The organism is Alkalihalobacillus alcalophilus ATCC 27647 = CGMCC 1.3604, from assembly GCF_000292245.2.
Lineage (GTDB): Bacteria > Bacillota > Bacilli > Bacillales > Bacillaceae_D > Alkalihalobacillus > Alkalihalobacillus alcalophilus.
This window is the reverse complement of the sequence record NZ_ALPT02000001.1, coordinates 96690-111403: the sequence shown is the minus strand read 5'-3', so window position 1 is coordinate 111403 and position 14714 is coordinate 96690. Positions and strand designations below refer to the sequence as shown.

The following is a 14714-nucleotide window of genomic DNA, read 5'->3' as shown; positions in this document are numbered from 1 at the left end:
ATGAAGCAATCATATCATTCTACCTGTTAATGGAGCTAGTTAAGATAGGAGAGGGAGCATGGCTTCTACGGATGGAAAGTACAATATAAAAGCAATAGCGAAAATGCTTGATCTTCAGCCAGGAACATTACGGGCATGGGAGCGGCGCTATCAATTTATCGAGCCGAAAAGAAATCAAGCAGGACATCGTCTATATTCAGAAGAACATGTTTTAATTTTAAAATGGCTTATTAATAAAGTGAATCATGGTTTTCCGATCGGACAAGCTATCGATTTGCTGAAAAAAGAACAAGAACCAACAAGTAAACTAAATGTGTCCACAAATGAGGATTACACAGTGCAATTAGCAGAAGAGCTTTTATGTGCTCTTTTATCTTTTAATGAGAACCAAGCTCAACAATTGTTAAATAAAGCTTTTAGTTTATTTAGTTTTGAGAAAGTGTCAATTGAAATTTTAGAAGCACTTTTAATCAAAGTTGCAGCATTATGGGAAGAAGCTCAGATTACAAAGGCACATGAGCATTTTGTTTCCACATTTATTCGAGTAAAAATTGGTCAAATTTATCAAGGGTTGCCTGTAAATAGCTTTTTACCAAAAGTATTGCTCGTATGTGGACCGGATGAAACAAATGATTTACAGTTATTATCTTTTTCTTTATTTTTGAGAAGAAAAGGCTTTTCTGTCCTTTATTTAGGAGAAGGAATCCCAGCTGAAGATGTAGAATTAGTTTTAAACGAAACGGATGCTTCTATTTTTATTACCTCATGTACACATGAAAAGAATGTAGCGAAAACCCAAAAGTTGCTTTTGACCTTAGAGGAAAAAAAACGAGCTCTTACGATAGGGGTAGTCGGAGCGGCTTTTTTGCAACTTCAGGATAAAAAATGGACACGTTTTTTAATTGAACAAAATTTCGAGGCTAGGGATAGCTGGATAAAAAAAATAATCACAGATAATTAGGTTTGTACACGGTCAACGAACTAGAACCTTCTTTTGTGTTCTCACATACCGTATGGTAAGAGATCTTTTACTCATATGAACGGCTTCATTTGGACGTTTATAGTTTAAAGGATGGCTTTTATTAAGCGTCATTTCCTTTAAGGGATGAATATTGTTTTGCGTAATGAAGGAGGGACATGAGTGCGGTTAGAACGTTTAGATATAAATAAATTTAAAGCATTCTTAACTTTCGATGATATGAATGAAAGAGGCATTACAAAAGAAGATTTATGGCAGGATGTGCCTAAAGTTCATGATTTATTTCGTGATATGATGCTTGAAGCAGATGATGAATTAGGCTTTAAGATCGATGGTCCTATTGCTGTTGAAGTTTTCGCAATGCCTGCACAAGGTATGGTCATTATCGTTACAAAAGGTGCAGTTGATGATGATTTTGATTTGGACGCCTTTGAAGAAGGATATATTGAAATGCAAGTAACACTTGATGAAAGTGAAGATATTTTATTCGAATTTTATGATTTAGAGGATGTTATTCAATTAGCGGAGCGTTTATACGCGTTTGGGGTAATCGGTGGCTCCTTTTATTCATTTGAAAATCGTTATTTCTTAAAGTTTGAGGAGTTTGATATTGAACAGTTAAAAGAAGAGGCTTTTATCTCTTTATTATCTGAATATGGAAATTCTTCTACGGCTTCTATATATCGAATTAAAGAGTATGGAAAAGAAATTATTGAATTTGAAGCAATATACAAGCTGTATCAATCCTTTGTGCAAAAATAAACTTGGTGACATTTTTAGTCATCGAGTTTTTATTTTTTATTACTCAACTTTCGCAGCGTATAATCAACCCTTAACTGTTGATAGAGATTGACTTTACATGAACGGTTCAATCGTTGACAGTCTGAACCCATCTCTTCGTAGGCTGTTGAAGGAAACTGTGCAGTAAAATGAAGAGCTTCGGCTGTCGCTCCCAAAACCATACTCCGCGTCCTGCGGGAACCTGGCGAGCCTCCTCGGCAAGCCTTGCGGGGTCTCGCTCCACGGTTTATTCCCGCGGGAGTCTCCGTATGGTTTTGTCCGCTAAGTGTCGTGGAGAGGCTTGATGATATGGCCATTCTCAATCAGCTATTTCTAACGAAGAAAAACCTTCTTCTTCACTTTGTTGGTTATGGAACTAAATAGGTCGTTGCCCCCTATTTTTTCCTGAGTCTGCCGTCATGAAAAGACATGATTCAAATCGAAACAAGCTCGATAATCTAGCTAACTGATTGGTTTACAACTGTAACGGAATGAGTCATGGAAGGAGAAAAATCATTCTCAAGCTCATGTACTTTGAAGTAAGGACTGTTTTTTATTCAATAAGAAAACCGAACCTAGATTTGATTCCATTATCTAGCGGACAAACAGACACGGAGACTCCCGCAGGAATAAACCGTCCAATGAGACCCCGCAAGCGTGCTGAGGAGGCTCATGAGGTTCTCGGCAAGGACGCGGAGTGTCTGTTTGGGAGCGACCGCCGAAGAAGAGCATTGTCTATTTTTTCTTAATGCACAGTTTATCCGTTTGGTGTGATAGTGCGTTCTCGCTTTTCTAACGTATCAAGGGCTTTTGTTTAAGAGCTTCCCTTTCACTCTGCCAACTAGTTGAACGGATTTTCTCGATGCGAAAGCGAAAGGTGAGTTATTAGTAATGGTTCAAGAAAGAGCAGGAAATGAAGCACATAACGCTACTCTATATGAAAAAGGGTTACCTCTTGGTGAGTTTTCTTTTTCTTATTGCCTTCTTTCTGTTAAAATAATGATGCGGTTTGGATCAAGTGACCAGAAAACATGTGGGCGAATAAACTAATGTACATATATAAATAGGAGATGAGACATCTATGAAAATTGCGGTGTTATACGGAGGAGTTTCAGCGGAGCGTGAAGTATCGCTTTCATCAGGTAAAGGAATTATGACAGCTTTAAAAAATAAAGGACATGAAGTGATTGGGATTGACTTTAATCCAAACGAATTAGAAGAAATTATTCAGTTAGATGTCGATATTGTCTATATTGGTTTACACGGCCGGTATGGTGAAGACGGAAAAGTTCAAGCTTTATTAGATATGCTAAAAATTCCATATGTTGGTTCAGGGGTTCAAGGTTCAGCCTTGGCCATTGATAAAGCAAAGTCGAAACTCTTTTTTAATCGTGCAGGTACAAGAATCGCAAAAGAGCAAGTACTGTTTAAACATAGTTTTAAAGAAGAAGACTTTATTTGTGATGTAGATTATCCTGTTGTCGTAAAACCAAATCAAGAAGGTTCAACGATCGGAATTACGATTGCCGAGGACGAAGAAACGCTTAAAAATGGCATTAAGGAAGCCTTTCAATTAGATGAAACGATTTTACTGGAAGAATTTATTAAAGGTATTGAAGTAACCGTTGCGGTCCTTGGGAATAAAGGTGATGAAAAAGCATTACCAGTTGTAGAAATCGTGTCAAAGAATAAACATTATGACTATGAAGCAAAATACGCAGCTGGTATGAGTGAGCATATTATTCCAGCTCGAATTTCGGCTGAACAAACAGAATATGTTCAAAAACACGCCGTTCTTGCCCATCAAGTATTAGGCTGTGATATTTACTCACGTGTTGATTTTATCATCCCGGAACAAGGCGATCCGGTTATTTTAGAAGTGAATACATTACCAGGAATGACACCGACAAGTCTTTATCCCGATGCAGCAAAAGAAATTGGTTTAGATTATGATGAGATGATCGAAAAATTAATTACGTTATCTTTAGAGAAATAAAATAAATTGTAAGTATATAGGCTTAATTAGAGCGGTGAATGAAGCTTTTGTGATTGTGTGGTAACGAAATGGAGTGGGGTAAATGAAAAGAGAAAAAATCATTATTATAGGAGCTGGACCATGTGGGCTTGCCGCCGCTATTTCCTGTCAAGAAGCTGGCTTTGACCCACTCATCATTGAAAAAGAAAACATTGTCAATACGATCTACCGTTTTCCAACACACCAGATGTTTTTTAGTACGAGTGAACGCTTAGAAATTGGCGATGTCGCCTTTGTAACAGAAGAACGAAAACCAAAAAGAAATCAAGCCTTATCCTATTACCGGGATGTCGTAAAAAGAAAAAAACTCCGGATTCATTCTTTTGAAAAAGTGGAGTCAGTTGCTAAAATAGGTCATGCTTTTAAAGTCGTGACGGAAAAAGAACAATATGAGGCAGCATATGTTATTATTGCGACCGGCTATTATGATTCACCTAACTATTTACATGTTCCGGGTGAAAATTCTGCACATGTTTTTCATTACTTCAAGGAAGCACATCCTTTTTTCGGGAAGGATGTTGTCGTTATTGGTGGTAAAAACTCAGCGGTAGATGCGACACTCGAGTTAGAAAAAGCAGGAGCAAATGTGACAGTTTTATATCGTGGTCTTGAATATTCTTCTAGTGTCAAACCGTGGATATTACCTGAATATGAGGCACTTGTTAGAAATGAAATGATTGCTCATCACTTTGGGGCAGAAGTCGTCGAAATTACAAAGGAAGAAGTAATTTATTCGGTGGAAGGCGAAACGAAACGAGTAAAAGCTGATTTTGTGTTTGCAATGACTGGATATCATCCAGACCACGCATTTTTAAAACATGTTGGGGTCGGTGTGGATGACGAAAGCGGAAGACCAAAATTTGATGAAGAGACAATGGAAACGAATGTTCAAGGGTTATATATAGCAGGTGTTATAGCAGCAGGAAATAACGCAAATGAAATTTTTATTGAAAATGGCCGTTTCCACGGAGACAGCATCGTTAAGTCCATTTTAGCTAAGGAATCATAGCATTCAATTTAATAAAAAAACAGCCTCGACGATTTTGATATTGTCGAGGCTTAAATACGAGCTTTCTCATTTTAAAAACAGATTTTGTAATTCGGTTTGATTGTTTGTTAATTCTAGTGCGACCATTAATTTTAAGCGGGCTTTTTGACCGTTTAGACCGTTCGTGAAGAGGACACCTAGCTCTTTTAAACGTTTGCCGCCACCTTCATAACCATAAACATCTTGAACGATGCCGCTATAACAACGAGATACGAGCACAACAGGAATGCCACGGTCAAGTGTTTCTTTTAATGCAGGCACGATGGCTGGTGGTACGTTTCCTTGACCAAATGCTTCAATGACAAGTCCGTCAATTCCGGAATGAGTAATGGCTTCAATAATATCTGCTTGCATTCCTGCATACGTTTTTATCAGAATAACCTTTTTTGTCAGTTTCTCCACATTGTAGCTTTCTCGTTGTGATAAAGTATGGTGGAAGCTGACCGTTTGTTTTGTGATAATGCCGATTGGACCGTATTGTGGACTTTGAAAAGTCGCTATATTGCTAGAGTGGGTTTTTGTCACGTTTTTGGCTGTATGAATTTCGTCATTAAAAACAACCAGCACCCCTTTGTTAACAGCTTGTTCACTAGCGGCTGTTTTGACAGCCGCGATCAGGTTGTGTGGACCATCTGAGCCCAATTCATTACTCGAACGCATGGCGCCGGTGACGATGACTGGAATTTCCCAATTTAATAGCAAGTCTAAAACATAAGCAGTTTCTTCTAACGTATCTGTCCCATGTGTGACGACGACCCCGGTAAAATGTTCTTCGCTCACTCTTTTTTTGATACGGTTTGCGAGTTCAAACATTAATGCTGGAGTCATATGAGGAGATGGGATGTTTAAATAGTCATCATTTTCGATAGCGGCAATACTTGATAGCGATTCAATAGTGGAATATAATGGATTAGAATCAAAAGGGGTAACAGCACCACTATCATCTTCTTGCATAGCAATCGTACCACCTGTATGTATGATTAAGATTTTTTTCATTTCAGTTCACCTCTGTTCATTCATTTCAGCTCATGTTACGATTATATTATAACGTGTATTGAAGCTTGTTCCTAACGTTTTATTTTTCAAAATTGATGTAAATTTGAGAGAAGGGTCGGACCTATATTGTTTGCAGTTCTAACAGCGGCAATTGCACCTGGAATGGCACTCTTATCCTATTTTTACTTACGCCATCAATATTCTCAAGATATTAATGGATTAGTTTTACGTTCATTTGTTATAGGAGCCATTTTAGTTTTTCCAGTTATGGTTTTGCAATATGCATTTGTAGTGGAAGGTTTTTTTACGGATCCTATATCAAAATCAGTGATTTTATATGGGTTTTTTGAAGAATTTTTTAAGTGGTTTTTATTATTTTTTATCGTTTATCAGCATGCAAAATTTAAACGACATTATGATGGAATTATATTTGGGGTAGCGATTTCACTTGGTTTTGCTTCAGTAGAAAATGTTTTTTATCTTTTAGCTTATGGTGTTGAAACCGCCCTTGGACGAGCGTTATTACCTGTTACGAGTCACTCTCTCTTTGGGGTCATTATGGGTTATTATCTTGGTAAGTCTAAAATGGAAAGTGAGAATAAAGGTTCTTATTTATTATTGGCTCTTTTAGTACCGGTTGCTCTTCATAGTCTTTATGACCTTATTCTAAATTTAGTTAGTATGTATTTCTTAATTGCGATTATACCTTTTATGATTTTGTTATGGTGGTTTGCCTTACATAAAGTTAAATTAGCAAACCAATTAGATCGATAAGGGAAGGGGTGTTTTTTCTGGAAGATATTCGTTATTTAGTGACGATTCGTTGTTTTCAATGTGGTGAAAAATTTATTTTAAGAGGGAAACGAACAGAAAAAGGGCAATACGAAACGGGTTTTAAACGATGTGTATGTGGAAATGAGTCAAGCCTTCATATTGATGCGACACCAGAAAAATAAAAAACACTTGCAAAAATGTGCGAATTATTGTAATTTTAGTTCAATACAAAAAATGAAAATTTGAATATGGAGTTTCTTATCAAGAGAGATGGAGGGAATGGCCCGAAGAAGTCTCAGCAACCAGCCGAAATGGGTCAGGTGCTAAATCCATCAAGCGTGATGCTTGAAAGATAAGGAGGAGTTCGTCGATTTTATTTTTATCACACCTTCTTCTTAATTGGAAGAAGGTGTTTTCTTTATATTTGCTAAAGACAACCAATGACAATAATAGAGTGGGGGAGACACAGATGACAAAGAAAAATTTAGAAACAACTTTAGCACAAATTGGAAACCGATTAGATGACCGGACAGGGACGATTAATACACCGATTTATCTGTCAACAGCTTATCGTCATACTGGGATTGGTGAGTCGACGGGTTATGATTATGCAAGAACAGGAAACCCAACGAGAGAAGTGGTTGAAAAAGCGATTGCAACTTTAGAAGAAGGAGATCGCGGGTTTGCGTGTAGCTCTGGAATGGTAGCCATTCAAACGGTTTTCTCTATTTTTGAGCAAGGTGATGAAATTATAGCGTCGAAGGATTTATATGGAGGTACATATCGCTTGTTTGAGCAAGGCTGGCGTAAATGGGGAATCTCTTTTGCCTATGCTGATCCGAGAGATATAGCAGAAGTGGAATCAGTTATTACAGAAAAAACGAAGGCGATATTTATCGAAACGCCAACAAATCCACTCATGCAAGAAGCATCTATTTCTGAGTTGGCAGTACTTGCTAAAAAATACGGCCTTTTATTAATTGTTGATAATACTTTTTATACGCCACTCTTGCAGCAGCCGTTAGTGGAAGGGGCTGATATCGTCATTCATAGTGCTTCTAAATATTTAGGAGGACATAATGACTTAATTGCTGGCCTTATCGCGGCTAAGGGAGAAGAGCTTTGTGAGAAAATCTTTTACTATCATAATGGGATCGGTGGAATTTTGCCTGCCTTTGACTCTTGGTTATTAATTCGTGGTATGAAAACTTTAGCATTACGAATGGAAAAGCACGAAGAAAATGCAAAGGCAATCGTTAGCTTTTTAGAAAAACATCAAGCCGTCACAGATGTTTTGTATCCTGGTAAAGGTGGAATGCTCTCCTTTCGAATTTTAGAAGAGGAAATGGTTAACCCATTTTTACAACACTTGAAGCTGATTTCTTTTGCAGAAAGTCTTGGTGGGGTTGAAAGTTTGATGACGTACCCGGCTACACAGACCCATATGGATATTCCAGAAGAAATTCGAATCGCAAATGGTGTGTGTAATCGTTTATTACGTTTTTCAGTGGGAATTGAAAAAGCAGAAGATTTAATATTTGATTTAGAGCAAGCATTTCAGGCTGTCATTAAGCTAGAAGAGGAGGAGAGAGTTTGAATTTAATTGAGAAATTACAAAACAATCTTCTTGTTGGTGACGGAGCGATGGGAACTCTCCTCTATGAACAAGGAATTGATCAATGTTTTGAAGAAATTAATTTGTTACATCCAGAAAAAATCAAAGCCGTACACCAAGCCTATATTGATGCAGGAGCGAATGTGATTCAAACGAATACGTATGCGGCCAATCGATTGAAGTTAGAAAAATACGGATTAGAAGATAAGGTGCGCGCCTTGAATAAAGCGGGTGTTCAGATTGCAAGTGAAGTAGCAAATGAGGAGATTTATATACTCGGCACAGTAGGGGGAATACGCCGTTATAAAAATGAGGAATGGACGTTAGCAGAAATTAAATCGGCCTTTTTTGAACAGATGACAGAGCTGCTAAAAGAGGGTGTTGATGGATTATTACTTGAGACATTTTATGACCTTGAGGAAGCATTAATGGCGACTCAGCTTGCGAGAAAATTGACTGATCAAGTGCTTGTTGTCAATGTTTCAGTAGGTGAGGTTGGAGTGATGCAAGGTGGAGTTCCGCTAGAAAAAGCTTTTCAGCAATTAATTGAAGCAGGAGCAAATGTTGTTGGTTTAAACTGCCGAATGGGGCCGTTTCATATGTTAAAGTCGATCGAGACGGTTTCTTTACCAAAAGGTGCCTATTTAGCTGTTTATCCGAATGCGAGTTTACCAGATTTTCGCGATGGTCGCTATTATTATCAATCAAATTCAGATTATTTCGCCGATATGGGTGAGAGATTTATTGAACAAGGTGTGCGTTTAATTGGTGGTTGCTGTGGAACGACTCCAGAGCAAATTAAAGCATTTGCCGAAGTAGCAAAAGTGAATAAACCAGTGAACGAAAAGAAGGTCAAATCGATTTTAAAAGTTGATTCGAGACAAAATCAAGCACGTCCAAAGAGAGAAACATTGCCTGATATTGTCAAAAAACGTTCATCAATCATCGTTGAATTAGATCCACCAAAACGGCTATCGATTGAGAAGTTTATGAACGGAGCAAAAGCACTAACTGATGCAGGTGTTGATGCGGTGACATTGGCTGATAATTCATTAGCTTCTCCCCGTGTTGACAATATGGCTTTAGGTTCGCTAATGAAAGCTCAATATTCAACGAGACCACTAGTCCATGTGACTTGTCGTGATCGGAATTTAATTGGATTACAGTCACATTTAATGGGTTTACATGCTTTAGGTATTCAAGACCTTTTAGCGATAACAGGCGATCCGACAAAGATTGGTGACTTTCCAGGTGCGACTTCCGTGTATGATATGACTTCCTTTCAATTAATCTCGATGATCAAACAATTAAATGAGGGTCTTTCATTTTCTGGTAAGGATTTAGGGCAAAAAGCGAACTTCTCAGTTGGAGCGGCTTTTAATCCAAATGTTCGTCATTTAGAGAAAGCGGTAGCTCGTATGGAGAAAAAGGTTGAAAGTGGAGCAGACTATTTTATGACGCAGCCGATCTATAACGAAAAACAAATTGAAGAATTAGCTAAATTAACTAAGCATATTGAACAGCCAATTTATATAGGAATTATGCCTTTAACAGGTTCGCGAAATGCAGAATTTTTGCACAATGAAGTTCCAGGAATTAAATTAACCGATTCGATTCGAGAAACGATGAAAAAGTGTGAACATGACAAGGAACAGTCGGTGCAAGAAGGATTAACGATTGCAAAATCATTAATTGATGCAACCCTTGATCACTTTAATGGCATCTATTTAATTACACCATTTTTAAGATATGAGATGTCGGTTGAATTGACACAGTATATTCAAGAGAAACAGCAGCAAAAAGAGATAACATTACAATAATTGGATGTGTACGGAATCGAGGAGAATGTAGATGACAAAATCATTATTTGAAACACAACTAGAACGTCGAATCCTCATTATGGATGGGGCAATGGGGACGATGCTCCAGCAAGCAGAACTAACAGCTGAGGATTTTGGTGGAGACGAATATGAAGGGTGTAATGAATATTTAAATGAAACAGCCCCACATGTGATTGAAAAAATTCATTATGATTATTTAAAGGCTGGAGCCGATATTATTGAAACAAATTCCTTTGGTTCAACGGATCTTGTTTTAGATGATTATGATCTCGGCTTTAAAGCGGAAGAATTAAGTTTTCAAGCGGCAGCACTTGCTAAAAAAGTGGCTGATCAATTTTCAACGACTGAGTGGCCAAGATTTGTTGCAGGGGCGATGGGACCGACAACAAAATCATTATCGGTTACCGGTGGCACGACTTTTGAAGCGTTAATTGACTCTTATTTTATCCAAGCAAGAGGTTTAATCAGAGGTGGTTCCGATCTCATTTTATTGGAAACGAGTCAAGATATGCGTAATGTCAAAGCAGCCTTTATTGGGATTGAAAAGGCCTTTAAAGAATTAGCCGTCAAACTTCCTTTAATGGTATCGGGGACGATTGAACCGATGGGGACGACGCTTGCGGGGCAAAATATTGAGGCTTTTTATTTATCACTTGAACATATGAAGCCGGTCGTTGTTGGGTTGAACTGTGCAACTGGTCCAGAATTTATGCGTGACCATATTCGTTCCTTATCAGAGCTTTCGACAGGGTATGTCAGTTGCTATCCGAATGCGGGTTTACCTGATGAAGAAGGTCATTATCATGAATCACCAGAGTCACTTGCGAAAAAATTAGCAGGATTTGCTGAAAAAGGCTGGCTAAATGTTGTCGGTGGTTGTTGTGGGACGACACCTGCCCATATTCAACAACTCCGTTCAGAACTTTTAAAATATGAGCCGAGAAAATTAAATGATGGTCATGCCCATGCTGTTTCTGGGATTGAACCGCTCCTTTACGATGAGAGTATGCGTCCACTTTTTGTTGGAGAGCGAACAAATGTTATCGGCTCACGGAAATTCAAACGATTAATCGCTGAGGGGAAATATGAGGAAGCTTCTGAAATTGCACGTGCTCAAGTGAAGCGTGGGGCCCATGTTATTGATGTTTGTTTAGCCGACCCCGATCGGGAAGAAAAAGAGGATGTAGAAGAATTTCTTAAGTTCTTAGTTAATAAAGTGAAGGTTCCTCTTATGATCGATTCAACTGATGAAGAAGTAATTGAGACAGCTCTTACTTATTCTCAAGGAAAGGCGATTATTAATTCAATTAACTTAGAGGACGGGGAAGAACGTTTTGAAAAAATTGCTCCACTGGTTCACAAGTACGGAGCGGCGGTTGTTGTAGGAACGATTGATGAAGAAGGAATGGCTGTTTCAGCAAAACGTAAACTTGAAGTGGCGTTACGTTCCCATCAGCTTTTAGTTGAGAAGTATGGGCTTAACCCGAAAGATATTATTTTTGACCCACTTGTTTTTCCAGTCGGCACAGGGGACGAGCAATATATTGGTTCAGCTGAAGCGACCGTAGAAGGGATAAAATTAATTAAAGAAGCCTTACCCGACTGTTTAACGATTTTAGGAGTTAGTAATGTTTCATTTGGTTTACCGCCTGTTGGCCGGGAAGTCTTAAATGCGGTTTATTTATACCACTGTACACAAGCTGGCTTAGATTATGCGATTGTCAATACAGAAAAGCTTGAACGGTACGCTTCGATTTCAGAAGAAGAAAAAGACATGGCGAAAAAGCTCTTATTTGAGACAACGGATGAAACGTTAGCAAATTTTACGGCCTTTTATCGTGGGAAAAAAGCTGAGAAAAAAGTGGAAATCTCCAATTTATCATTAGAAGAACGTCTGGCTAGTTATATCGTAGAAGGCTCTAAAGAGGGACTTATTAAGGATTTGGATGAAGCTTTAGCTAAATATGAAGATCCACTCGATATTATTAATGGACCTTTAATGAATGGAATGGATGAGGTCGGAAAGCTGTTTAATAATAATGAATTAATTGTTGCGGAAGTATTGCAAAGTGCAGAAGTGATGAAGGCATCTGTTGCACATCTTGAACCATTTATGGAGAAAAAAGAAGGCGATAACGGAAAAGGGAAAATCATTCTTGCCACGGTTAAAGGGGATGTCCATGATATTGGCAAAAACCTTGTTGAAATCATCTTAGGTAATAATGGCTTTAAGATTGTTAACCTCGGCATTAAAGTGACTTCAAATGAAATAATTGAGGCTGTAAAAAAAGAAAAGCCAGATGCAGTTGGATTATCAGGCTTGTTAGTCAAATCAGCTCAGCAAATGGTCTTAACGGCACAGGACTTACGGCAGCAGGAAATTTCGGTGCCAATACTAGTTGGTGGTGCGGCTTTAACTAGAAAATTTACCGATACAAAAATTGCAGCAGAGTACGACGGACTCGTGCTTTATGCTAAGGATGCGATGAATGGACTAGAGCTTGCCAATCGTATCGTTAAACCAGGTGAGCAGGAAGTACTGGCTGCGGAATTAAAAGAAGTACGCGCCAAAAAAGAGGAGGTTCGTAAAAGAAAACCAGTTGCTGTGGCGGTTGCGGAACGACCAAAGCGTTCTGAGGTTTCACAAACGACGCCTGTTTTTAAACCGAATGATTTAGAGCCTCATATTTTAAGGGATTATAAACTATCTCATATCGAGCCATATATTAATATGCAAATGTTGTTAGGGCGACATTTAGGTTTACAAGGAAAAGTCAGTCGTCTATTAGAGGAACAAGATGAGCGAGCTTTGCAGTTAAAGGAAAAGGTTGACGATTTTTTATTCCGAGCTAAACGAGATCAGCTTCTTCAATTAAATGCGGTTTATCGTTTCTTTCCTGCTCAATCCGATGGTGATGATATTTTAATTTATGATGATCCTAGCACACGCAATGTGATTGAACGTTTTTCATTCCCACGCCAACAGCAAAAACCTTATTTATGTCTTGCCGATTATTTAAGACCTGTCTCAAGTGGTGAGCTTGATTATGTTGGTTTTTTAGCTGTAACAGCTGGTAAAGGTGTGCGGGAAATGGCCGAACGAGCCAAGGAAGCTGGGGATTATTTAGAAAGCCATCTAATTCAAGCAGCAGCCTTAGAAACAGCCGAAGGTTTTGCTGAACGTGTCCATCAATTAATGCGTGACAGGTGGGGCTTCCCCGATCATCTCGATTTTACGATGGCCGAGCGTTTTGCCGCTAAATACCAAGGAGTACGTGTTTCTTTTGGATACCCAGCTTGTCCAAATTTAGAAGACCAAGCAAAGTTATTTAAACTGATTCAACCTGAAAAAATTGGTGTTGAACTCACGGATGGATTTATGATGGAACCCGAGGCAAGTGTAACCGCGATGGTGTTTGCTCATCCGGAGGGCAGGTATTTTAATGTGCTTTAATGATAGGTAGGGAAAACATACTTAGTATAGGATAATAGGACGGTTTCATTCGCTTTTAATAGCAATGAAACCGTCTTTTTAATATAGAAAAAATCCATTCGTTTGGTTTCACACCCATTTTTTACTGATTCATTGAATAAAAAAAGGAAGTTGATAGACACTACGATTAGTGATTGATATTTCAATAAATCAACAGATGGTACACCAAAGGGAGGTAGTAGACAACATGAAAGATTATCTGTTTCAAAAGAAAAGGGTTTGGAGCGTTATGCTCATTTTTACTGCGTTATTAATGTGGAGTCATACGGACCGAGCAGAAGCTTTTACAGAGCAAGTGATCCAGCACGGGGCAACGGGTGAAGATGTGATCGAGTTGCAATCAAGACTTCAATACATTGGCTATTACAATGGCAAAATTGATGGGGTTTTCGGTTGGGGTACATATTGGGCGGTCCGAAATTATCAATATGAATTTGGCTTAGATATTGATGGATTAGTCGGTCCTGATATGAAAGAAAAGCTCGTTAAATCGACGAACTATAACCGTGACCATGTTCAAAAGTCAATAAAGGAAGGAAGAAAATTCACCCATTATGGTGGAACACCTAAATCGATTCAAAAAGGTCCAAAAGGAAGTTCGGACACAAAAGCAGGTAGAGGGGGTCAAGCTGGAGGGCAACCACAACCTGAGGGTCAGCCACAGCCGGAGGAGCAACCACAACCGGAAGGGCAAGCTAGTGAGCAACCAGGTGGCGAAGCTCCAGATCCAGAGACACCAACTGAGCAAGACAATGCTGCTACAATTGACAAGGCAACAAATGTGCCGGCAGGATACTCAGATAATGATATTCGAATTATGGCACAAGCGGTATATGGTGAAGCACGTGGTGAACCATATGTTGGTCAAGTGGCGGTTGCCGCAGTTATTTTAAATCGAGTGAACAGCCCATCTTTTCCGAATACAGTATCTGATGTCATTTTTGAACCGCGAGCTTTTACGGCCGTCGCGGATGGACAAATTTGGTTAGAACCTAATGAAACGTCAAGGAAAGCCGTATTGGATGCGATCAATGGACAAGATCCTACAGGGAATGCACTTTATTATTTTAATCCAGACACGGCTACATCTGGATGGATTTGGACTCGTCCACAAATTAAAAAAATTGGTAAGCATATTTTCTGTCATTAAATT

The 14714-nt window shown here is 38.7% G+C and carries 12 protein-coding genes and 1 riboswitch; of the genes, 10 read left to right on the top strand and 2 right to left on the bottom strand.

The genetic code is table 11. From position 1 onward, the window contains the following. The first annotated feature begins 58 nt into the window (after positions 1-58). Both BALCAV_RS00520 and BALCAV_RS00515 read left to right on the top strand, forming a co-directional pair. Entirely contained in the window at positions 59-961 is a 903-nt protein-coding gene (locus BALCAV_RS00520) for a MerR family transcriptional regulator (protein ID WP_003322424.1), read from the top strand. 180 nt (positions 962-1141) lie between these two features. Beyond that, complete coding sequence (locus BALCAV_RS00515) at positions 1142-1741, top strand: genetic competence negative regulator (protein WP_003322423.1); 600 nt, start codon at positions 1142-1144, stop codon at positions 1739-1741. A gap of 29 nt (positions 1742-1770) precedes the next feature. Here the strand turns inward: BALCAV_RS00515 and BALCAV_RS22210 are convergent, their stop codons facing one another. Further along, the gene (locus BALCAV_RS22210) at positions 1771-1941 is read right to left on the bottom strand and encodes a hypothetical protein (protein WP_160173379.1); all 171 of its coding nucleotides are present in this window, start codon (positions 1939-1941) and stop codon (positions 1771-1773) included. Between the two features lie 899 nt (positions 1942-2840). On the opposite strand from BALCAV_RS22210, the gene BALCAV_RS00510 reads away from it, so the two are divergent. Both BALCAV_RS00510 and BALCAV_RS00505 read left to right on the top strand, forming a co-directional pair. Then, on the top strand, positions 2841-3755 hold the full coding sequence (locus BALCAV_RS00510) for a D-alanine--D-alanine ligase family protein (protein ID WP_003323201.1): 915 nt from the start codon (positions 2841-2843) through the stop codon (positions 3753-3755). A gap of 82 nt (positions 3756-3837) precedes the next feature. Then, a complete protein-coding gene (locus tag BALCAV_RS00505) occupies positions 3838-4803 on the top strand; it encodes a YpdA family putative bacillithiol disulfide reductase (protein WP_003323200.1) in 966 nt (321 codons plus the stop codon). A gap of 66 nt (positions 4804-4869) precedes the next feature. Here the strand turns inward: BALCAV_RS00505 and BALCAV_RS00500 are convergent, their stop codons facing one another. Beyond that, entirely contained in the window at positions 4870-5838 is a 969-nt protein-coding gene (locus BALCAV_RS00500) for an asparaginase (RefSeq protein WP_003323198.1), read from the bottom strand. A gap of 126 nt (positions 5839-5964) precedes the next feature. Between BALCAV_RS00500 and prsW the strand changes: the two genes are divergently transcribed. From prsW to sleB, 6 genes are all read left to right on the top strand, one after another. After that, positions 5965-6612: a glutamic-type intramembrane protease PrsW gene (prsW, locus tag BALCAV_RS00495; RefSeq protein WP_003323197.1), complete on the top strand. Its 648-nt coding sequence runs from the start codon at positions 5965-5967 to the stop codon at positions 6610-6612. A gap of 8 nt (positions 6613-6620) precedes the next feature. Further along, positions 6621-6794: a hypothetical protein gene (locus BALCAV_RS22205; protein WP_003323196.1), complete on the top strand. Its 174-nt coding sequence runs from the start codon at positions 6621-6623 to the stop codon at positions 6792-6794. Between the two features lie 73 nt (positions 6795-6867). Then, positions 6868-6971, top strand: a riboswitch (SAM riboswitch). A gap of 110 nt (positions 6972-7081) precedes the next feature. Next, positions 7082-8209 carry a methionine biosynthesis PLP-dependent protein gene (locus BALCAV_RS00490; RefSeq protein WP_003323195.1) on the top strand — a complete coding sequence of 376 codons (1128 nt, stop codon included), beginning with the start codon at positions 7082-7084 and terminating at the stop codon, positions 8207-8209. Next, positions 8206-10047: a bifunctional homocysteine S-methyltransferase/methylenetetrahydrofolate reductase gene (locus BALCAV_RS00485; RefSeq protein ID WP_003323194.1), complete on the top strand. Its 1842-nt coding sequence runs from the start codon at positions 8206-8208 to the stop codon at positions 10045-10047. The genes BALCAV_RS00490 and BALCAV_RS00485 overlap by 4 nt, the downstream gene beginning before the upstream one ends. Before the next feature lie 31 nt (positions 10048-10078). Beyond that, positions 10079-13522 carry a methionine synthase gene (gene metH, locus BALCAV_RS00480; RefSeq protein WP_003323193.1) on the top strand — a complete coding sequence of 1148 codons (3444 nt, stop codon included), beginning with the start codon at positions 10079-10081 and terminating at the stop codon, positions 13520-13522. A gap of 226 nt (positions 13523-13748) precedes the next feature. Further along, the gene (gene sleB / locus BALCAV_RS00475) at positions 13749-14711 is read left to right on the top strand and encodes a spore cortex-lytic enzyme (RefSeq protein WP_003323192.1); all 963 of its coding nucleotides are present in this window, start codon (positions 13749-13751) and stop codon (positions 14709-14711) included. The last annotated feature ends 3 nt before the right edge of the window (positions 14712-14714 follow it).